21 protein-coding genes are annotated in these 19,677 nt (G+C 48.0%); 10 read left to right on the top strand and 11 right to left on the bottom strand.

What is annotated here, in order from left to right:
• Window positions 1-120: 120 nt before the first annotated feature.
• From FPE01S_RS22925 to FPE01S_RS22915, 4 genes are read right to left on the bottom strand one after another with little or no spacing between them, the layout of a single operon-like run.
• Window positions 121-933: a DUF2306 domain-containing protein gene (locus FPE01S_RS22925; protein ID WP_046371451.1), complete on the bottom strand. Its 813-nt coding sequence runs from the start codon at window positions 931-933 to the stop codon at window positions 121-123.
• A 46-nt stretch (window positions 934-979) separates the two neighbouring features.
• Window positions 980-1,246 (bottom strand): cyclic nucleotide-binding domain-containing protein, encoded by a 267-nt coding sequence (locus tag FPE01S_RS26175; protein WP_217998265.1) that lies wholly within the window; start codon window positions 1,244-1,246, stop codon window positions 980-982.
• Between the two features lie 11 nt (window positions 1,247-1,257).
• A complete protein-coding gene (locus FPE01S_RS26170; RefSeq protein ID WP_217998264.1) occupies window positions 1,258-1,605 on the bottom strand; it encodes a hypothetical protein in 348 nt (115 codons plus the stop codon).
• A 21-nt stretch (window positions 1,606-1,626) separates the two neighbouring features.
• Window positions 1,627-2,157 (bottom strand): YceI family protein, encoded by a 531-nt coding sequence (locus tag FPE01S_RS22915; RefSeq protein ID WP_046371450.1) that lies wholly within the window; start codon window positions 2,155-2,157, stop codon window positions 1,627-1,629.
• A 162-nt stretch (window positions 2,158-2,319) separates the two neighbouring features.
• Between FPE01S_RS22915 and FPE01S_RS22910 the strand changes: the two genes are divergently transcribed.
• Window positions 2,320-2,688, top strand: a complete 369-nt coding sequence (locus tag FPE01S_RS22910; RefSeq protein WP_046371449.1) for a winged helix-turn-helix transcriptional regulator — start codon at window positions 2,320-2,322, stop codon at window positions 2,686-2,688.
• An 8-nt stretch (window positions 2,689-2,696) separates the two neighbouring features.
• On the opposite strand, the gene FPE01S_RS22905 is transcribed toward FPE01S_RS22910, so the two are convergent.
• Window positions 2,697-3,344: a (4Fe-4S)-binding protein gene (locus tag FPE01S_RS22905; RefSeq protein WP_052956118.1), complete on the bottom strand. Its 648-nt coding sequence runs from the start codon at window positions 3,342-3,344 to the stop codon at window positions 2,697-2,699.
• Window positions 3,345-3,351: 7 nt separating this feature from the next.
• Window positions 3,352-4,245 (bottom strand): sugar phosphate isomerase/epimerase family protein, encoded by an 894-nt coding sequence (locus FPE01S_RS22900; RefSeq protein ID WP_046371448.1) that lies wholly within the window; start codon window positions 4,243-4,245, stop codon window positions 3,352-3,354.
• Between the two features lie 207 nt (window positions 4,246-4,452).
• On the opposite strand from FPE01S_RS22900, the gene FPE01S_RS22895 reads away from it, so the two are divergent.
• From FPE01S_RS22895 to FPE01S_RS22885, 3 genes are all read left to right on the top strand, one after another.
• The gene (locus tag FPE01S_RS22895; protein ID WP_046371447.1) at window positions 4,453-5,331 is read left to right on the top strand and encodes a helix-turn-helix domain-containing protein; all 879 of its coding nucleotides are present in this window, start codon (window positions 4,453-4,455) and stop codon (window positions 5,329-5,331) included.
• A gap of 63 nt (window positions 5,332-5,394) precedes the next feature.
• Window positions 5,395-5,973 (top strand): DapH/DapD/GlmU-related protein, encoded by a 579-nt coding sequence (locus tag FPE01S_RS22890; RefSeq protein ID WP_046371446.1) that lies wholly within the window; start codon window positions 5,395-5,397, stop codon window positions 5,971-5,973.
• An 11-nt stretch (window positions 5,974-5,984) separates the two neighbouring features.
• Window positions 5,985-7,064, top strand: coding sequence for an alpha/beta hydrolase (locus FPE01S_RS22885; protein ID WP_046371445.1), 1,080 nt, complete (start codon window positions 5,985-5,987; stop codon window positions 7,062-7,064).
• Between the two features lie 32 nt (window positions 7,065-7,096).
• Here FPE01S_RS22885 and FPE01S_RS22880 read toward each other — a convergent pair whose 3' ends face one another.
• Complete coding sequence (locus FPE01S_RS22880) at window positions 7,097-8,590, bottom strand: glycoside hydrolase family protein (RefSeq protein WP_046371444.1); 1,494 nt, start codon at window positions 8,588-8,590, stop codon at window positions 7,097-7,099.
• 341 nt (window positions 8,591-8,931) lie between these two features.
• Here FPE01S_RS22880 and FPE01S_RS22875 point away from each other — a divergent pair, with 341 nt between their 5' ends.
• The gene (locus tag FPE01S_RS22875; RefSeq protein ID WP_046371443.1) at window positions 8,932-10,236 is read left to right on the top strand and encodes an OprO/OprP family phosphate-selective porin; all 1,305 of its coding nucleotides are present in this window, start codon (window positions 8,932-8,934) and stop codon (window positions 10,234-10,236) included.
• A gap of 21 nt (window positions 10,237-10,257) precedes the next feature.
• Window positions 10,258-11,556, top strand: a complete 1,299-nt coding sequence (locus FPE01S_RS22870; RefSeq protein WP_052956117.1) for a hypothetical protein — start codon at window positions 10,258-10,260, stop codon at window positions 11,554-11,556.
• Window positions 11,557-11,562: 6 nt separating this feature from the next.
• On the opposite strand, the gene FPE01S_RS25255 is transcribed toward FPE01S_RS22870, so the two are convergent.
• Both FPE01S_RS25255 and FPE01S_RS22855 read right to left on the bottom strand, forming a co-directional pair.
• Entirely contained in the window at window positions 11,563-12,093 is a 531-nt protein-coding gene (locus tag FPE01S_RS25255; RefSeq protein WP_052956116.1) for a helix-turn-helix domain-containing protein, read from the bottom strand.
• An 824-nt stretch (window positions 12,094-12,917) separates the two neighbouring features.
• Complete coding sequence (locus tag FPE01S_RS22855) at window positions 12,918-13,220, bottom strand: hypothetical protein (protein WP_052956115.1); 303 nt, start codon at window positions 13,218-13,220, stop codon at window positions 12,918-12,920.
• A gap of 263 nt (window positions 13,221-13,483) precedes the next feature.
• Between FPE01S_RS22855 and FPE01S_RS22850 the strand changes: the two genes are divergently transcribed.
• Entirely contained in the window at window positions 13,484-13,960 is a 477-nt protein-coding gene (locus FPE01S_RS22850) for a lipocalin family protein (protein WP_046371441.1), read from the top strand.
• 41 nt (window positions 13,961-14,001) lie between these two features.
• On the opposite strand, the gene FPE01S_RS22845 is transcribed toward FPE01S_RS22850, so the two are convergent.
• Both FPE01S_RS22845 and FPE01S_RS22840 read right to left on the bottom strand, forming a co-directional pair.
• Window positions 14,002-14,532 carry a hypothetical protein gene (locus FPE01S_RS22845; RefSeq protein ID WP_046371440.1) on the bottom strand — a complete coding sequence of 177 codons (531 nt, stop codon included), beginning with the start codon at window positions 14,530-14,532 and terminating at the stop codon, window positions 14,002-14,004.
• Between the two features lie 20 nt (window positions 14,533-14,552).
• A complete protein-coding gene (locus FPE01S_RS22840; RefSeq protein ID WP_052956114.1) occupies window positions 14,553-15,680 on the bottom strand; it encodes an SGNH/GDSL hydrolase family protein in 1,128 nt (375 codons plus the stop codon).
• 149 nt (window positions 15,681-15,829) lie between these two features.
• On the opposite strand from FPE01S_RS22840, the gene FPE01S_RS22835 reads away from it, so the two are divergent.
• From FPE01S_RS22835 to FPE01S_RS22825, 3 genes are all read left to right on the top strand, one after another.
• Window positions 15,830-16,303, top strand: coding sequence for a hypothetical protein (locus tag FPE01S_RS22835; RefSeq protein WP_157474139.1), 474 nt, complete (start codon window positions 15,830-15,832; stop codon window positions 16,301-16,303).
• A 7-nt stretch (window positions 16,304-16,310) separates the two neighbouring features.
• Window positions 16,311-17,378 (top strand): proline iminopeptidase-family hydrolase, encoded by a 1,068-nt coding sequence (locus tag FPE01S_RS22830; protein WP_046371438.1) that lies wholly within the window; start codon window positions 16,311-16,313, stop codon window positions 17,376-17,378.
• Window positions 17,379-17,774: 396 nt separating this feature from the next.
• Complete coding sequence (locus FPE01S_RS22825; protein WP_046371437.1) at window positions 17,775-19,676, top strand: hypothetical protein; 1,902 nt, start codon at window positions 17,775-17,777, stop codon at window positions 19,674-19,676.
• The last annotated feature ends 1 nt before the right edge of the window (window position 19,677 follow it).

Raw genomic sequence — 19,677 nt, 5'->3', positions numbered from 1 at the left:
CTCCTTGCTATTTCCTTCATAATCCAGGGGGTTTTCCTCTCTGCAAGACGCAATAGAACCAGAAAGGAAAAAAAGCAAAAAGACATATTTCATTCTTCTGCATGTTAGTGTCGGGCAAGTTTACGACGAAAAAATCACCCTTAGCCATAACCCTTTCACGGCGGCCAGGAGGCCAATGCTCATGGCGGCACTTACCAGGAAAACGGAATAGCCAAATACCTGCCGATAAAACATCCCGTCGGAAATTTTTACCCGGAAATACCAAACGGCAATCAGCTGCGGCAGCAGGTAGGTAACAATACTAAGCACATTAAGTGCCGGTCCGCTGAATGTGTACGGGTCAAATCCGGCCGGACCGCCATTAACGACCAGCCATAGCATCAGGAATACCCTGAAAAACCAGACGCCGCTCATTGCCAGCAACAGGTGTACCGCCCAGCGGTTGTGATCGGCAATCTTCCGCTTCACGGCATTTCTCCATACCAGCCAGGCGCAGCCGATAATGATCAGGGCATTCAAACTGATTACTACAGCCTGAAACAGGTCTTTCCCGGAATCCTTCCGCCAGATGAGGCCAAGTCCATCCAGCCCGATGAGAAGCGCTGCAAATACATATACGCGGCCCATTAGCCGGTGCAACCCCGGTGTCCGGTTCCGGATTGCGGGCACAAACTGCAGGGGGCCAATCAGGCTGACGATTCCGGCGATCAGCACATGCAGTGCGAACAAAGCATTGATTACAGGCCTGTCTGCGGAATAGATCTGCGGCACGACGGCATTCCATCTGGCTGGATTTCCCGCGACAAAAGAACTTCCATAAAACAGCAGGATGTAAAGTGCAAACAGGACCTGACCGGTAAAAAATATCGCGAACCAGGATTTTATGGAAAGATCAAAAGCCCTGGACGAGGAACGCAATGGGATGTTTGACATACCGGACAAAAATATCCGGACCTGCATGAAAGCCACTTAACATTTGTTAGGAAATCTCTTTTCGTATACGGCTGAGACTTTCAGGCTTGATACCGAGCCACGAAGCAATATATTTCAGGGGGAAGTTTTTAATAATAGCAGGCGATTGCCTGATCAGCTTCAGGTACCGCTGTTCCGCGGTCAGGTTGGCGAGATCATCCACCCGTTCAAGGTAAGCTTCCTGTACCTGTTGAAATAACTTTATCGTGTAGTCTTTTTGTGTGAGACTGGTTTTTGCATCCGCATCGGCGTCGGCTTTGGTAATGCGCAGCAACTCACAATCAGTTACGCATTGCAGGTACTCGTTAGAAATTGTCTGGTTGGCAAAATGGTAGTAAGAAGTAAAAAACGCGGACCATCATTCAGATCAACCGTTACCTCGTCCCCTTTATCATTGATATAGTACTTCCGCATGAAACCGGAAACAATAAAGTTGTGGTGCGTATGCACTTTCCCCGCAACTTCAAGCAAGCTGTCCTTAGACATCTTCAAGGGCTTAAAACTGATCCTGCATTGCGCTTTGTCCTGCTCGGGTAACTTTATGATCTGCCCGATATAACCAAACAATGCATCGTAATAATGTTCCATACCCCCTAAAAATATAGAAAACTTCAGAATGGCTTGCTTACCCATCCTGAAGTTTTCCATCTTTGCCTACTGTCTTACCAGCTGGATCTCACTATTGATCTTCACCTCTTCGCCGAGCATGAGACCACCGGTCTCTGCTACTGCATTGAAATTAACACCCCAGTCGGTACGATTGAGTTTGCCGGTCACCTGGAAACCGGCCCTTTCGCCGCCCCAGGGATCTTTGGTAATGCCATTGAACTCCACATTGAGTTTAACGGGTTTCCGCTGCCCCTTGAGCGTAATGTCGCCATGCAACGCAAAGGTTTCATCGTCTACTTTTTCAATACGGGTGCTCTCAAACAGCAGTTCCGGGTACTTTTCCACTTCGAAGAAGTCGGAGTTGCGTAAGTGATTGTCCCGCTGTTCATTATTGGTAAAGATAGAGTCCATTGCGGCGGTGAGCTGAATCTGCGCTGTACCGAAATCAAGGTCTTCCGTTTCAACAGCAGCTTTTATATCCCTGAAGGAGCCGGAAACATTTGAGATCATCAGGTGACGGATTTTAAATCCCAGTTCGCTGTGTGTGGGGTCAAGAGCCCATTTTATTTTTGCCATAAGTGGTGTATTTATTGTCGTTTGACAATGCAAACCTACCTATCTTTGCTATCTGTAGGATAGTACTATCCTTTAGGAAAGCACTTTCCAAAAGGAAAGCACTATCCCAAAGGATAGTAACGCAACAAAAGCAAATACGCAAAAAAAGCAAATTCACAACATATGGCACCAGCAACAAAAGCAAAAACAGAAATCCATACTGCCGAAAGCTGTATTGCCAGTGTACGTGCGGTAAAGGATGCCCTGGAGGTATTGAGTGGCCGGTGGAAATTGCCGATCATCCTGTCGGTGTCGTTCGGAACGAAGCGGTTTAAGCAGATCTCTAAGGAACTGAACGGCATTACGGATAAGGTACTATCGAAAGAATTGAAAGAACTGGAAGCCAACCAGCTCATTTCCCGTACCGTATATGATGCCTTCCCGCCCGTGGTAGAGTATGCTATTACGGATCATGGAAAAAGCCTTAATAAGGTTATTGCCGAGCTGGGTACCTGGGGAGCAGCCCACCGTAAGAAGATCATCGGACGATAGCCAGGTTGCTACGCTTCTTTTTCACCATTCTTCTGAAACACCAGCGCGCCTGAAGGACAGTGTGCTACCTGCTGTTCAATCCTGTCTGCCGGGGCGCCATCAGGTTCAATCCATTTTTTCTGCGACGGTTTAAACACCTGTGGCAATTGCGTCCAGCAACGCGTGGAATGCTGACAGAATTCCGGCTTCCACAATACAGTGATCTCTTCGTTGCCGTATTTAATTGTTTTGGTATCGCCGGTTCTGAAGACAAATGTCCTCACCTTCACGTCGCTCTGCATGATTTTTGAGATCGGGCAGTTTTTGGCGATCTCCTGCAGCTTCAATTTTTGCTCTTCACTGACTTCACTGAGGAAAACTATGTCACAATCAATAATGTTGGTCGTCACGCCATCTTTAACTTCCTGGTACATATTGGCATTGATGGCTATCCTTTCAATATTCCAGCCTTTGCGGTCGATATACATCCGCAGGGTGATCAGCTTGCAGGAAGCGAGGGAGGAGAGTAATAATGTATAGGGATCAGGACCCGTATCCTTTCCACCCAATGATTCCGGTTCATCTGCCACAAATTTTCCGTTCCGCCACTCAATGGAACACTGGTACTTTTCAGTTCCGATACTTCCCTGGACGGGTTTGTCAAGTTTGTATTTCATGGTCGATTTATAAAAGCTGTTTCAGGTTCTTCTGGAAGAAATCCGCGCTTTCCTGCACACTGTCCATCGAATTCTTCCTAAAGTTACCCCCTTGTTCGATGTAATAGTATTCCAGGCCGCTCAGCTGCGCATCCGGCAGAATTTTGGTATAATCGATCAGGCCATTCCCCATCTCCGTATAATCTTTCGACACCTTGTCCATATCCTTGATATGCCACATCACAAACCGTCCCGGCTGCTTCCTGAAGAGCTCCGCCGGCGTGGTCGCCGCAGCACGGCATACCCAGTACAGGTCGACCTGCAGTTTGACATAGCGGGCATCTGTTTCTTTCAAGATGAGCTCATAGCCATTGGTGCCGTTATAATCAACAAATTCAAAATCATGGTTATGATAGGCAAAGCCCAAACCGGACTTCGATACGCGCTCCCCTACCAGGTTCAGCTTCGCGGTCAGCAGCTTAAATTTTTCCATATTCCGGTCGGCGGGATCGAGCCAGGGCCAGGTGATGTATTTCTGGTTAAGGATCTTCGCTCCCTCGATGCATTTATCCACGTATGCCAGGAGTTCCTGTTCAGGCACATTCAGGTATTTGAACAGGTCATAGTGGCCGCTGGTCGTAACCAGGTTGTTCCGCTTCAGCAGTTGCTGAAAGTCTTTTGCCTTATAACCGTAATAAGACATGATCACGGGATCGAAGCCATAGGTTTCCGTGTCCTGGTAACCCATCGCCGCGATACGCTGCAAAGTGCCGGCTGCATCGCTGGCCATCGCATCCCGTATCGTATACAACTGAAGCCCCATTTTATATTTTCGGGCGGAATTTGCGAATAAAGATGGAATAGCCAGCATCCCTGCCGCTGTAATGGCATTTTGGCGGATAAACGTTTTTCTTGTTAGCATGACAGATCGTTGCGGTTGGGTTAATTGTCTTTTCAATAAGGATCGGGTTGTCCGATCCTTGCAATATAATGCAATATTTTGCCGCTGACTCCAGTGAAATAGCTAAATGCGGTGTAAGGCATTATAAAATTCAAACCAATCGTTAAACAATTCAAACCCTTCCGCTTCTGCTTCTGAAAAAAACTTTGATTTTCATAATTTTGATTTATGCAAACAAGCGCCCCGCGCACGGTGTCTCCTTTTAACAATGATCTCAAACTAAAGGGGTTTAACGTCTTTCAGATTGAAAGCGACGGGGCAGCTACGCGGATCTACAGCAGGAAGGACTTTTACAAAATCTGCCTGACCACGGGAAGGAGCAGCATCCACTACGCGGACAGAAGTTTCGAGCAGGAAGGGACTATTCTTTTCTTCGGCAATCCTCATATCCCGTATTCCTGGGAGACTTTATCCACCACGTATGTTGGCTACACGGTATTGTTCTCGGAAGATTTCTTCAGTGCAGCTGACCGCAACGAAAGCCTGCAACACTCGCCGCTGTTCAGGATCGGCGGAACACCGGTATTCAAAATCGCTGAAGTGCAGCGTGAATTCCTGAATACGATCTTCCGGAAAATGATTGAAGAGCAACAGGGAGACTATGCTTATAAACAGGATGTGATCCGCAACTACATCAACCTGATCATTCACGAAGCCCTGAAATTGCAGCCTTCAGCGGATCACGACCAGCAACCAAATGCCGCGACCCGGCTCACGGCCGTCTTCCTCGAACTGCTGGAGCGGCAGTTTCCCATTGAAACAACAGATCGCCCGTTGCAGTTAAAGACAGCACAGGATTATGCCAATGCCCTGCACGTGCATGTCAATTACCTGAACCGGTCGGTGAAAGACACCACGGGTAAATCAACCACCACGCATATCAGGGAACGCGTTGCCGGAGAGGCCAAAGCCCTGTTGCAGCATACGGACTGGAATATTGCGGATATTGCCTATTCGCTGGGTTTCGAATACGCCACCTATTTCAACAATTTCTTCAAGAAGCTGACGGGCACCAATCCCAGGGCACTGCGCCTTCAGGCGGTTTGAAATACTTAAGGATCGGTTTGATTATCGTTACCTGCTGTTCCGGGTTCTGCGGAACTTTGTGTAATGAAAGCAGACTTACCTTCCAAAAACATATTTGAGCAGCTCCGGGATGGCGTAGCCATGGCTGCAGGGCACCCAGATGCTTACCAGCTGCGGGAAGCAGCTTTCGCCACAAAGCGATTGCTGGTGCAGCTGAACAACGCCACCGACCCGGCAACTGTTACAGACCTGCTCAGCCAGATCACCGGGTCTGCAATCGACCCCAGTGTTTCCGTATTCACGCCCCTGTACATCAACTATGGCCGGAACACCAGCATCGGTAAGAACGTATTCATCAATTTTGATTGCGTGTTCCTCGACCTGGGTGGAATTACCATTGAAGATGATGTACTGATCGCCCCAAAAGTCAGCCTGCTGTCCGAAAGCCATGGGCTATCCCCCGACGAAAGGCATGGTCTCCTGACCGGGCCGATTCATATCAAACGAAATGCCTGGATCGGTGCGGGCGCGACTATCCTGCCAGGTGTAACCATCGGAGAAAACGCTGTCGTTGCAGCGGGGGCAGTGGTATCGAAAGATGTACCCGCCAATACCGTTGCTGCCGGGGTTCCTGCCAAAGTGATCAAAACAATAGAGCAATAAATTAAGCGTCAATGAAAAAGATAGTAATGGCGGCCGGATTGATATTCCTGGCCGGACAGCTTCGTGCGCAAACAAAAGAAAACAGTAAAACCATGAACAACAACAGCCCCCGCGAACATTATACCTTTACCCTGGGCGAAACCGTAACCCGTCAGCATGTAACGTTTAAAAACCGGTACGGCATCACACTTGCCGCCGATCTTTACCTCCCCAAAAGCAAGGGGAACCAGCTGCTCGCTGCTATCGCCGTCAGCGGACCTTTTGGTGCAGTGAAAGAACAGGCATCGGGTTTATACGCCAATAAGATGGCAGAAAATGGTTTTGTTACCCTGGCATTCGATCCCTCTTATACTGGTGAGAGTGGCGGTGAACCCCGGAATATTGCGTCGCCAGACATCAATACGGAGGACTTCAGTGCTGCCGTGGATTTCCTGGGACTCCAGCCTTTTGTCGACAGGCAGCAGATCGGCATTATCGGGATCTGCGGATTCGGCGGAATGGCTTTAAATGCAGCAGCGGTTGATAAACGGGTAAAGGCGGTGGTCACTACAAGCATGTATGATATGTCTCGCGTGATGGCAAAGGGTTACTATGACAAGCTGACCCCGGAAGGTCGTACCAAAATGCTGCAGCAGATGGGTGAGCAGCGGTGGAAAGATGCCCAGGCCGGAACGCCTGCACCGGGTCCCCGCAACCTGCCGGAAAAGCTGACGGGAAATGAACCGCAGTTTGTAAAAGACTATTTTGACTATTACCGTACACAGCGCGGGTTTCATCCCCGTTCGTTGAATTCCAACGGCGCCTGGACCGCCACCAATGCATTATCCTTTATGAACATGCCGCTGCTAACCTATATCAAAGAGATCTCTCCGCGGCCAGTGTTGCTGATTGCAGGGGAAAAAGCGCATTCGCGTTATTTCAGTGAGGATGCTTTCAAGGCAGCGGCAGATCCGAAAGAACTGATCATCATTCCGGGTGCGGTGCATGTAGATTTGTACGACAAACCGGATATTATCCCCTTTGAAACGATCACCAGGTTTTTCCGGCAGCACTTGGAGGTGGCAACTCCTGCAACCCCCGCAATCCCATAAAGCCGCTGAACAGATTTTTCCGGCGCTGGATTTTAGTTCCCGGTCAGCGGAAAGATTTTTACAGACCTGAACGTTACCGTTCCGTGCTTGCCGTAAAACCACAGGTAATTGCCTTTTTGCTCTGGCGTACGGTTGACAATGCAACGGCGGCCATCAATACAAACATCAATGATATCATCCCTGAGTATGATGTCTGCTTTAATGGGCTTGTCTAATCCTGTCACAGCTTTTATGTCTGTATTGCCCAGGCTTACAATGCCTGTGTTGGGATTTATATTGAAACGGTATCCTGTACCGGCTTTATCGTCGGATCTTACTATAAGGCCGAATTCCTCCAGTGCTGTTGTGGGTTCAACTTCCATAGTTATCCGGCATTGTGCCGGTACATCGCTGATGGATGCAGCGCCTACGGCCCCGGGGGCTGTAATGGTTAAAGTACCGGAAGCTGCAGCAGCATTTACCCCTGCCGTTATTTTTACCGGCAACGCTGCCCCGGTAGATGGTATTAATTCTTCCGGAAATTTTGTCGTAAGCGTTCCGTCAGGCAGCTGCATCACTTCCCGGAATACCGCGTTCCCGCCAAAGATCTCATGCTCGTTGTCTTTATTATTATTGCGGTTAGGAATCCATGCGGCAGCAATGCGCCGGTCATTTTTAAACGCAGCGGTCTTTACTACATTAGCCCACGATTCATTCAATGACTGGAAAGACGGCTCGCTCCAGGGGCCATAGGGATTTTTGGACTTCACATAATAAGTATCGCTGCCATCACTGTAAACAAGATAATACCAGCCTTTCCAGAAGAAATAGTCGGGACATTCAGGAACAGATGGCTGGCCGGTAAGAATGGGTTCCAACACTTTCCAGTCCTTCAGATCTTTCGAAACCAGGTGCACGAGACATCCACCCGCATGATCCGGAATAAAACCTTCCTTCCAACTCGATACAAACAGGTGAAATTCGCCAGTCTTTTCGTCCACCACTACTTTTGGATCGCGGAAATCCCGCTTGCTGTAGCCCGGCGCAGACGTATAAAACGGATTTGGCCGTTGTTTTTCAAAATGGATGCCGTCTTTGCTGGTGGCATAGCTCAGTTGCTCATTTACATGGCCTTCGCTGTTGATCAGCCTGGTCGCATAGAACGCATAAAACAAGCCTTTATAGAAAACGACCGAACCCGTGCAGATAGATTTTTCCCAGGCTTCATCAATGCCCAGCACAACCGGGTAGTGTTTCCAGGACTTCAGGTCCGTGCTGGTGCTCAATGCCCACTGGTGCCCGCCCAGTCCGTTCAGGCTTTTGTGATGCGCAGAATCCAGCAGCCAGTACCAATAGTAAGTGCCGTTGTGCGCAAAAGGAATACAATCTCCTACAAACAAGTCTCCTTTGGGTTTGAAATATTGCAGGTTGGAGGTCTGCTGAACGGATGGATCGTACCGCACTCCCAGTTGAGCATTGACTACGGGGTGGCAGAGCAGCAACAAAGCTGTAACCAGGCAAAAGAAGATCAATCGATTCAGTTTCATGTAAATCTTTTATGGCGACCTTAAGATAAGCCCGTTTTCCTGCAAGCCGGGCAAAGTTTCCGGCGTTATTTTATTTTAACTATATGCTTATGCGCACAATAGTCATCACTACCAGATCCATGCAGAAGTATTGTTCAACTTTCACCGCAAAAGCCATGGCATAATGAAACCGGTCCTTGCTTTATCAGTTTACTGTAGTACCTTGATGTCTTTCATAGGATAAGGTTTAAATTCGCCCTGCTGTTCTCAGCGGGGCATGTTTTATTATTCCTTCAACCACTAAGTTATCCTGTGAATTGCCTCGTACCCGGGTCGCCGACGCAAATTAAAACCTTACCGGTATGGGCACGCGCAGATCTTCATTTCGGAACCTGACTGCAATAATTGCAATGACCATTGCGGTACAACTGAATTATAGCTGTTCTTTCGGACAGGATTCAACGAAAATCAGATCGCTTCCCGATGGCACCGAAGGAGAAAGGCTGGAAGTGATTGACAGTTCCACGATTCATAAGAAGCCCTGGAACATGCTGGATGGGAAATTTTCTACCCTGAAATTCGGGGTTGCTTTTCTGTTTGAATATGCAGGATTCTCGCCGGATGAAACAGTGAAGGAACAGATGAAGCAGGCAAAAGTTGAACTGAATTCAGGATTTGATGTACGGGATTTCCGGTTTCTGCTCAGCGGCCAGATCAAAAGCAAAAGAGAAATTACCTGGAAAGCCGGACTGATGTACGATGGATCACTCAAGTCATGGTTCGTGCGGGAAAGTGGGATTATGATCGCTTTTCCTGAAATCAGGAGTCATGTATTTGTGGGACGAACCAAAGAAGGATTCTCGCTCAGCAAAGTAATGAGTGGCTATGCCGTTGAAATGATGGAAAGGCATATGGCCAGTGACCCCATTCCTATTCTAGCAGACGGCATTAAGTGGATGGGCTTTCTGCCGAAATCAGGGTTCTTCTGGAACCTCGGCATTTTTGCGGACTGGCTATCAAAGGGACAATCTTTCTCAACCGATCGCTGGCAGCTGGCATCCCGGATCGGCTGGATGCCTGTTCATTCACCCAAAACAAACCTGCACCTGGCAGCCAATATCCGCTTCGGACACCCGCTCAATGATACCATCCGGCTGAAGTCAAGGCCCGAATCGAACCCCGCGCCCTTTTTTATTGACACCGGTAAGTTCCCGGCTGAACAATCCACCTATTTCGGCGGTGAAGCCTATTACAGTTCTGGCCCCCTGCAGATCGGTACTGAGATATTTTGGCATAAATTCAATTCACCCACCACCAATGACCCCCTGTTTCACGGCGGAGAAATCATGGTCAGTTATTTTTTCACGGGTGAATCCAGGCCCTACAGTACGGATGCCGGTAATATTTATGGTTATGTGCCGGTAAAAAAATCAGTGTTCAAAGGAGGCAAAGGCGTATGGGAAGCAGTGATCCGGTATTCGTCCTTTGACCTGGACGCAGGCACGATCAAAGGTGGCAGGTTCTGGAAGATTACGCCAATGGTGAACTGGTACCTGGCAGATTTTCTTCGCTTTGAACTGGCTTATGGTTATGGCGTGCTCAATCGTTTCAATATGCAGGGAGGTACGCATTTCCTGCAAAGCAGGTTACAGTTTCTGATCAGATAGTTCTACCTAAAAATCTGAGTTATGATCGCAAGTTACCGTATCGCAATGGTTGTTCTGATCACCATGGCAGGCAGCCTTCCGTTGCGTGCACAGTTTGGTTCAACCCCACCTGAAGATTCCACACGGGAAAAGAACAGTGACCACCGGCCGGGTACTGGATTCTTACTGGTGAGTAAAAAAGGTGGCACCCTGATCTTTTCTCCCTTCGCAACAATCCGTTACCTGAATTCCAAAGGCATCAAGGATAGTTATACGGATGTCGGTGGACAAACCCATGATGTTGCCCAACGGGATGATATCCAGTTTCAAAAAGTTACCCTTTATTTTAAGGGTTGGTTGTTTACACCCAAATTCCGGTACTTCACGTATGTGTGGACGTCCAATGCCAACCAGGGGCAGGGCGCACAGGTGGTGGTGGCGGGCAACCTGCAATATGAAATCAACAAACACTTTGATGTGGGTGCCGGTATCGGTGCCCTTCCTACCAGCAGGTCGCTGTATGGTCAATGGCCCTTGTGGCTGCGGCAGGATGCAAGGCCCATGGCGGAGGAATATTTCAGGGGATCCTTCACCACCGGTGTCTGGCTTCAGGGAGAAATCGTCAACGGGCTATACTATAAAACGATGCTGGGAAACAACCTGAGCCAGCTGGGTGTAGACGCGGGACAGCTCGATGATGGATTCAATACCTGGAGTACTGCGCTATGGCATACTACCGGCGATTTCGGCAGGTTGGGTCCATTTGGCGATTTTGAAAAGCATGCGTCGCTGGCAACCATTGTGGGCGGATCGTTTACGAGAAGCAATGAGACCCGCCAGTCCCAACCCGGTACCGATGCGCCGGAAAACAGCCAGATCCGGCTCTCCGATGGTACCGGCATTTTCGGCCTGAATGCCCTGGCGCCCAATTCACAGGTGCAAGAGGCCAAATACGAGATGGCATCTTTTAACGGCGGCATCAAATACAAGGGGTTCTCGTTCGATGCAGAGTACTTTATCCGTTGGGTGTCCAAATTCACCACGACAGGTGTGATTCCCGTTTCCAGACTGAAGGACAATGGCTTTTCCATGCAGGCTTCAGCTATAGTGGTAAACAAGCTGTTACAGGTCTACGCTGTAGGGTCATATATTAACGGGCAATATGGTTACCCGTCTGAATTGAACTTCGGACTGAATTTCCATCCCTTTAAAAACCGGGTTTTCCGTATAAATCCGGAGGTGATCTTTTCCAATCATTCACCCGTTGGCTATTACAGTTATCCCACCGTCGTCGGCGCCAAAGGCACTATTTACATGATCAACCTGGAACTGTTCTATTAAGGCAGGTTATTGAACAATATTTACTGACAGCTTATTGAAAACCTTTTTGGCCTCCTGTTTTCTTATCGCTTTGTCGGTAGCGATATAATGTTCCTTCTCCCTTTCGACCAACTTGAACCAGGCAATAGCAGGTATGGTTTTTTTAGAATGTATTTCCAGGCGTATGATAATACTATCACCGGGAGACCGGTGGTTGTTGATCAACTGGCTTAATTCCGTTTCATCAATACCGATCTCAGTGGCAAATTCCTTTCTTTTTTTGTTCTGCAGTTGAATATATTCTTTCAGAAAAAAACTGAATCTCATTCCCGGATCAAATACTTCACTTTCCAGGTAATCTTCCAGCTTAAACCTTAGATACAGTAAATTAGTTTTAAGCTTTTCCGCTGGCGACGTTTCAGATTGAACTTTGGACCTTGCAGCCTTTAGCTGTTTGTCCGCGGCCTTCTTTTCCTCCGGCGTTAATCTTACAGGATAGACCAAGGCTTCAGCCAATTCTGCCGATGAAAATCTGACTCTTTCCTTTTTTGTCTTCATGATTGATATTTGAGAATCATATTGTTTAACGGTTCCCCTTCCAAAAAAAGTTGGCGTCCGGCATCTTTCATTCCATATTTTCAATGTAATGTGGCTTTAATCTGGTTTTGGCACCAGTGACACACAAGCCCGGCATTTATGCAGACTGATAGCAATGCGGCATGCAAAGGTAATAAGATGTCCGGCTATGCCGTCGTATACCTTTGTCTTGCTGATATTTTCCCTGGAGCAAGTCAGCAAATTAATTTCAACCCTGCTTTCCACGGGAAACCGGATGATCGCCATCACGCCCAGAATATCATCGTCACCATCAATCATCAACTTATATAAAGTAACATCTGACCGATGCAAATAAGATCTCCAGGAAAAAAGTACCGTCCTTTAGTCAGTTTCTTATAATCTTCCCTTTCCAACGTCACTATTTTGACGCTCAATATTCTGCCAGTCTTAACTTCAATCAGCGCCATTGTAAATATACAAAAATCTTTACAGAAAATGTAAAGTATATTGCATGCTGCCTGCATGCCTGTTTGGTTGCCTGAGGCGAGTTAAAAGAAGGAAATTGTTTTTATCGCAGGAACAGTGTTTTGACCCAAAAGCTGCGGAGATTGTTTCAATCCCACTCCTGCTCTCTTCCGGAGAAAAACCATGCAAAAACGTATAAGTTTGTGAAATGTAGTGTAGTGGCTCATTTCACTCAGATTTATGAATTAGGCATTTTCAGAAAACAGCATCTCCCTTCGCCAAGGCTTTGGGAGACAAAGTCTTCCTTCGCCAGGGCTTCGGAATGCAAAGCCCGCTTTCGTCTTTAGCCTCTTACCGTATCACCGTGTACCGTGTCTCCGTCGTATGTCCGGCTGGTTTTCGGCGACATAGGTGTGCAACATGATGTTGACAAACAATTCGGCCATCCAATGTCGTTGCATTTTCAGTCCCGCCTGTGCGGTATAGGAATGGCCATATTCATGCAGGGCAAGGAGATCAAAGAAGGGCATCATGGTAAAGGAGCCGTCCTGCCTGCCATAGGCCTTTTTGATCTGTGCTGCAACGGCAGGTGGAAGTTTGTCCACTGCGGGCAGGAAGCCCGCCCAGAAGGCATTGTCGTCGGTCGCTACGACCAGCCGCACATCATCAATATTGTGGGAGAAACCATAAACATCCTTCAGCGGTTTTGCTGCTATGGCTGGCCAGTCCTGCGGGGCAAGGATGAAGATGGTGGTTTTTGGTAAAAATTCCAGTTGTTGATGTTAAAGATAATTGGTTAGGATGGCATTCCATAATGCTCCGGGATAGACATTTTCCGTTTCGGATCAATTCACTAGATTGCGCCGCGGTTTAATGTTTAGTATTGAAAGTCATACCAACACATTCTGCCAAAACCTGAAACACTATGAAAATATTAAAAACCTCCCTCCTCCTCCTATTGACAGCATTTCTGGCGTGTTCCAAAAGCAAATCTGATAACCTGTCCAAACAAACGGTAATGGAGTTACTGGTCAACAAAAAATGGCAGCTTACATCAATAACCGGCACAACAGATACCGGAAACCCCATTATCGATCAGTTTCCATCTCAGGAGGATTATATCAAGGACGATTACCTTTTGTTCAATAGTGATTTGACCTTTATTTACAGTGACAATATTATACTCAACCCGCAATTAAATGGCAATATAATTGAATCGGGCACCTGGAAGGTGACTGACTCAGATACCTATATCGAACTACTCAGCGATACGCAACAGGAGCAGGAAACCAACACTACTGATTATCCGACAAAGATTGTGGAAATCTCAGCCAGGCAGATGAAATGGGACATTTATACGGACTTTCACATCATTTATCATTACACCTTCAAGGCGCTATGACTTTGATTGAGCGCAGGGTTGAAGTCCGCTGATATCAGGGTTTATTCAGAGTACTCCAGTTTCCATACCCCTATTGTATTGTTATCCGATCGGATGGTGGTTTGCTTTATCCGCTGATCCTCGTCCAGAACGTTTTCAAAGCTGAAAATCTGCGTGTCCGGATTCATTTCACCATTCGGCAGGGACTGGACTTCGCGAATGAGACCAGATTTATGCATCGTGACTTCTATATCCTGGGAACCAACTGCCAGCAAAAAAGTACAGGGATATGGCAGGAAACCAGATTGCGAAGTTAAATCCCAACGCTGCGGCGCCATCAGGTAGTGACCGTCCAATCCACCTAATACCCGGTATAGGCTATCGAGACCAGTACCTGTAGGTTCATAACTCATCGCCTGTCCATACCCAAGGTCATTTGTATAGGTTTTGAGCCTGGATTGGCCATCGTATGTCAAAACTTCTTTAGCCCAGATGATCGTATGGCCCTGACCTTCGAAAGTGCCACCCGAACCCGCTATCAGCGATTTATCGGAGAAAACGTACCGCCTGCTGACCCGGATTCTTCTGTGCATGTGGTGGTGATAGTTAGTGGTTACTGCTTTTTCGCCGGCCTCCCGGTTATTTTACGGATCATCCGTTCATAAGTATCGGTATAGCGCTGCATGCCGATATCTGTCGGGTGGGTGCCATCGACGGTTGTACTGGCATCGAAGGAGAAAGCTTCCGCCGGCAACAGGTACAGTTTTTTGATCCCGGACCGCTGCAGCTTGTCAAATACGGCTTGCTGCAACTGGTTTACCCGACGGTAAGGATTCACCAGCGCAGTGTCGAGGGAAGCTGCTGCCACACCTGCCGGATGTTCAACCAGGAGGATGGGGACATCAGGACGCGTTTTGCGGAGATTCATAACAGCGGTTTCTATGCGCTGTTGTACTTCTTCCCGGGAGAACCTTTGTGCATCGTACAGGTTAGGCAGGCAGTCGAGTACATACAGGGATGCATCAATGGATTGCAGGAGATCAATGACAGGAGCTTCCAGTAACCCGTTTCCGGAAAACCCCAGGTTGACCACCGGCTGAGACAATCTTCTACCCAGCATATTGCTGTAGGCCAGTCCCGGCCTGCTGGCACATGCGCCCTGAAGGATCGATGTGCCATAAAAAACAATGGGTTTCGATTGCGGCACCGGCAGGAAAGCAAAGCTGCTGCCTTCCGCAGCGCCGATCTCCAGCCAGTTTACCGCATTGTACAGGGGTAAGTAAAGCCGGTACTCTTTCAGGGGAATCGCGGCGTGGATATGGGAGAATTTGTATTCAACGGTATCGCCAAAATTGTACTTCCCGTTTACCCAATGCCAGTAGTCCTTTTCATCGCGGGCGTAAAGATCCACCCCCCTGACGCCGGTCGCCGGCATATGCGGCATTGCCATCCCCCCTTCAACAGTATACCGCACCACTATTTCCGGTGCCGTGGTGGTAAAGGAGATATACAGGCCGGCACTGTTCCGCGACAGTTGCCACACGTCATTCCGTAGTTGCTCTTTTGCGCTGCCCGGAAACCTGTTAAAGGGAGAAGCAAACCCGGATGCCCAGCCACGGCCTGCGATCCCCTGAACATCGGAATTAGCCGGGTTGTGCCATTGAAACGGTTGTTCCTGTGCATTGGCATCACCCACCAGGGAGCCCAGGCCAATAACCAGCCGGAAAAAGAATCGTATCACGTAAAAGATTTAGTCTGATAAGGTAATGAACGTGCAACTTTTTTCCTGCAGGCTAACGATTGCGTAAGATCATGGAAAGATTTGCTATTTTAACGGAGGCTTTATTCGAATGATTTATGAGAGAACACAACAAGCGGTGGTTAATTTCAATGATGAAGACTGCGGGAAGCAGGCGTGACCACTTGCATAACGGCCGGTATGCCGATGAACGTCACCTGCAGAAATTCCAGTCACTGGAGGACCTCCCTTTCCACGAGCCGATTAAGGCCACTACAAAGTTTTACAATGGGAAGATCAATTACGGGTTGCTGGTCCGCTTTCTCCGCGGACAAACCGGCAATGACTGGGACGCCGTATACTCAGAGATCATCAGCCGCATACCCACCAAATTGCTTGCCTACAAAGAGATGGTCTTCTGGTTTGTTGCCGACCAGGTAGAGATGATCGACGGCCGCCCATGGAATAAGCGTACCCAACAGTTTATCTGGACCGAAGGAAAAATTGATCAGGTTCATTATACCAGGATTAAACAAAATCCCGAGTTTAAAGAGTTTTATGTAGATCCTCAAAGTAACAAGCTGATCCGGATACCACAGTTATCGCGCAGCAAACATTACAAATAATGTTCTGATGAAATTAATATTAAGTACAATGCTGATTGCCGCTTGCTTGTTCTCCTGCAAACAAGCATCTACAACAGCTGACAAATCACCTGCAGATACCAGCATCAAAAAACCCGCCTATTTTGATTATTCCGGAAGCGATGACCATGTGACGGGCGGGATAAAAATGATCCCCATTTCCACACCAAAAGGGACTTTTAAGGTCTGGACAAAACGCGTGGGAAACAATCCGACCATAAAAGTGCTGCTGCTTCACGGTGGTCCCGGCGGGACGCATGAATTCTTCGAGAATTTTGACGGCTATCTTCCCAATGAAGGCATAGAATATATCTATTACGACCAGCTGGATTCGTATTACAGCGACAAACCGAACGATTCCACGCTGTGGACTACCCAGCATTTCGTGGAAGAGGTGGAACAGGTGCGGAAAGCATTGAAACTCGATAAAGATAATTTCTATTTACTGGGACAATCCTGGGGCGGACTCCTGGCGATGGAATATGCGCTGAAGTATCAGCAGAACCTGAAAGGCCTGATCATTTCCAATATGATGGCCAGTATACCGGAATATGAGAAATATGCCAGAGAAGTACTGGCGCCGCAACTTCCGCCGGAAGTCTGGAAGGAAATTGCTGCCCTGGAAGCAAAGGGAGATTTTCAGAACCCGCGATACTCGGAGTTGCTGATGAAAAATTATTACACAGAGCATGTGGTGAGAAAGCCATTGGAAGAATGGCCGGAATTTATCAACAGGGCTTTTTCACACCTCAACCCGAAAATCTATGTGTATATGCAGGGGTATAGCGAATTTGGCGTAACAGGAAATGCCACCCTGAAGCACTGGGACGTATCGGGTCGTTTAAAAGAGATCTCCGTTCCTACTTTGATGATCGGCGGAAAATATGATACGATGGATCCGAAGTATATGGAATGGATGTCGAAACAGGTGCAGCACGGGAGAAATCTAACGGTAAACGCCGGGCATTGCGCGCAATATGATGATCCGGAAAACTATTTCGGCGGACTGATCAAATTTTTGAAGGATGTGGCGAACAATCAGTTCACAGCCAACTAGGAAAACCCACTCAGATTCACGAACCTGGTCCGTCGAGCCAGAAATAGACAATCTTCATCCGCATTCGCCTGTTTTCAAAATATGCTTTGATCTCCTTTTCGTGGTTGGATCCGTCACTATACCTGTCTGGTGTTTTGCGCTTCAGGCGAAAGACGTCTTCATTTTCGGCATCCCGGCGGCCATTAGTGTTCGGTTTTTTTGTGATTTGTTCTTTCCTATATGCAGGTTTTTAGGTGTTGAGCAGGTGAACAGGCTGTTTCAGACAGGGAGCGGGTGCGGAAAGTGCGGAAGAGGAAGAATACCTGTGTAAACGGGTGAAGAAAGGGGAAAAATGCGGTAAAAGGAGGTGGATTTTCCCGATTGTGCCTGTCGGAAATAGTTTGTAGGTTATTCCATATGAAATTATTTATTACAGCAATCTCGCTCATTGCCCTGCCACTCCTGGTAGTAGCGCAAGTCAAACCAACCCGTATCCTGGGTACTTTCGTGTACCAGAAAAAGGTATACAACTACGACTTTTCCATGCTGGCAGCAGACCGGTACTCTTTTAACATCAGCCGCGCCTTCACCCGCTCCACCCATTCCGACACTACCATCAAAGACCTGAGCAAAACAACGGATCAAACAGCAATGGAAGAAGAAACAAACGAAGAAGAGATATCAGATCAGCCGGATAAAACAGGCAAAAATGGCAGTGATACAACCAACGCCGGTGCCCTCCCCCTCTCCGGTTTTGATGTGGATGGTTTCGTCACCCTGTTTACAGAAATCATGACGGAGATCCAGGGGGCCACAGACAATGACACCCTGGGTAACGTAGCCCGTGAAGTGTTTTTCAGTATTAAAGCCCGCCTGCAGTTTGTAGATGATGAGCCGGTCACTGCCTACCTGATCCTGAAAAAGGACCGGATCAACAGTTTTCTGAAAAACAACAGCTCTACTTATTACCGCGGCGTCTATGGCCTGCTCTATTTTAACCATTTCATCAACCATGTCAGCGTGGAAACTGAAGGTGGCGCCATCAAAAACATCACGGTACAGGTGGTCGATACCAGCCTGGCCGCCAGGAGCATCCAGTCGCCCCGCGACTATATCGAATTCAAAAATCAATTCCCGATCAGTATCTCCGGAAAATTTGACCCGGAAAAATTCGCCAACATTAAACTGTATGCATACAACGCCGCCGGCATCCGTGGCCTGACCCGATACATCAAAATGGGTGACCTGCTGACGCTGAACATCGTGCTGGAAAGTGAAAAAGAAGATTATAGTCCTTCCGACCGGACCGTTGCCCTGAGCCCGGCCAACCCCATTGCCGAACTGAAAAAGGAAAAAAGGTCAAGGATCCTGGAAATTGCGGCCTTCACCGATTTTATCGGGCTGGACCAGGAAGAACCAAATGGCCTGATCCAGATCGAAGCCCGCCGGAAGATCAACATCAATTCCAAATCCAACCTGTTGATCAACGCCAGCAAGGATGAGTTGTCAGAGAATGTCCAGTTCGGAAAAATTGAAAAAACAGTCATCCTGGAAAGAAAGAAGAAGAAAGTGCTGTATGGCCTTAAACTAAGAGGCAGCAACACGAAATACCTCCCGCTGACCAAAGCAGAAAAGGATAAATTGATCGTCGGGGAAGGTGACGAATCAACCTTGAAAAAAATAGACTCATTCGGGTGGCAAACTGTAGTGGTTAAAAACAGAAAATTCCACTCTCCCTACTTTACACTTTTCCCCTACATCGAACCAAAATTGTTGTTCTCCAAACTGGAACAACATAACCGGGTAATCGATTCCGGTAAACTTGTGTCCAATCAAATCACCCCGATTCAGCTATACCGCTACCAGCTCGCCTCTTTCGGCGCCCAGGTAAACATCATCCGGTTCAATTTCCCGCAGCTAAAATTTAACGTCAGCCCGCTGAACATCGGCTATTACTGGTTCCGTACCCGGGTCGGTTCACCTTCCGACTCCCTCACCCAAAATTCCATCCCCCTGAACAGCCAGTACTTTTCCTGGGGCGCCCAGGTCAATTTCCAGCCCGACCACCGCTGGGGCGCTTCCCTTAGCGCTGAATACATCAGGGAAAAGATCCTGAATGACGCCTATTCCCTGACCAACAAGAACGGTCTTTTCCAATATGGGTTCGACGGTCATCTGAAAACCGGTGACTATTCCAAATTGTTCTTCCGCTTCCGGTGGACACATGAGCACCACAACCGGAACGACAATTTCACGCAAATCCAGCTGGGTTATTCCCTCAACCTGTTCGTCGGGCCATCCAACGACGACAAGAAGTAAA

Origin of the sequence: Flavihumibacter petaseus NBRC 106054, assembly GCF_000974785.1 — a bacterium.
GTDB lineage: Bacteria > Bacteroidota > Bacteroidia > Chitinophagales > Chitinophagaceae > Flavihumibacter > Flavihumibacter petaseus.
Note: the sequence above shows the minus strand (reverse complement) of the source record. Positions and strands in the feature narration are given on the sequence as shown.

Excerpts from the sequence above, each read along its gene's own strand:
- FPE01S_RS22925 (WP_046371451.1), bottom strand. The coding sequence starts at position 933 with ATGTCAAACATCCCATTGCGTTCCTCGTCCAGGGCTTTTGATCTTTCC.
- FPE01S_RS26170 (WP_217998264.1), bottom strand. The coding sequence starts at position 1,605 with ATGGGTAAGCAAGCCATTCTGAAGTTTTCTATATTTTTAGGGGGTATG.
- FPE01S_RS22915 (WP_046371450.1), bottom strand. The coding sequence starts at position 2,157 with ATGGCAAAAATAAAATGGGCTCTTGACCCCACACACAGCGAACTGGGA.
- FPE01S_RS22910 (WP_046371449.1), top strand. The coding sequence starts at position 2,320 with ATGGCACCAGCAACAAAAGCAAAAACAGAAATCCATACTGCCGAAAGC.
- FPE01S_RS22905 (WP_052956118.1), bottom strand. The coding sequence starts at position 3,344 with ATGAAATACAAACTTGACAAACCCGTCCAGGGAAGTATCGGAACTGAA.
- FPE01S_RS22900 (WP_046371448.1), bottom strand. The coding sequence starts at position 4,245 with ATGCTAACAAGAAAAACGTTTATCCGCCAAAATGCCATTACAGCGGCA.
- FPE01S_RS22895 (WP_046371447.1), top strand. The coding sequence starts at position 4,453 with ATGCAAACAAGCGCCCCGCGCACGGTGTCTCCTTTTAACAATGATCTC.
- FPE01S_RS22890 (WP_046371446.1), top strand. The coding sequence starts at position 5,395 with ATGAAAGCAGACTTACCTTCCAAAAACATATTTGAGCAGCTCCGGGAT.
- FPE01S_RS22885 (WP_046371445.1), top strand. The coding sequence starts at position 5,985 with ATGAAAAAGATAGTAATGGCGGCCGGATTGATATTCCTGGCCGGACAG.
- FPE01S_RS22880 (WP_046371444.1), bottom strand. The coding sequence starts at position 8,590 with ATGAAACTGAATCGATTGATCTTCTTTTGCCTGGTTACAGCTTTGTTG.
- FPE01S_RS22875 (WP_046371443.1), top strand. The coding sequence starts at position 8,932 with ATGGGCACGCGCAGATCTTCATTTCGGAACCTGACTGCAATAATTGCA.
- FPE01S_RS22870 (WP_052956117.1), top strand. The coding sequence starts at position 10,258 with ATGATCGCAAGTTACCGTATCGCAATGGTTGTTCTGATCACCATGGCA.
- FPE01S_RS25255 (WP_052956116.1), bottom strand. The coding sequence starts at position 12,093 with ATGAAGACAAAAAAGGAAAGAGTCAGATTTTCATCGGCAGAATTGGCT.
- FPE01S_RS22850 (WP_046371441.1), top strand. The coding sequence starts at position 13,484 with ATGAAAATATTAAAAACCTCCCTCCTCCTCCTATTGACAGCATTTCTG.
- FPE01S_RS22845 (WP_046371440.1), bottom strand. The coding sequence starts at position 14,532 with ATGCACAGAAGAATCCGGGTCAGCAGGCGGTACGTTTTCTCCGATAAA.
- FPE01S_RS22835 (WP_157474139.1), top strand. The coding sequence starts at position 15,830 with ATGATGAAGACTGCGGGAAGCAGGCGTGACCACTTGCATAACGGCCGG.
- FPE01S_RS22830 (WP_046371438.1), top strand. The coding sequence starts at position 16,311 with ATGAAATTAATATTAAGTACAATGCTGATTGCCGCTTGCTTGTTCTCC.
- FPE01S_RS22825 (WP_046371437.1), top strand. The coding sequence starts at position 17,775 with ATGAAATTATTTATTACAGCAATCTCGCTCATTGCCCTGCCACTCCTG.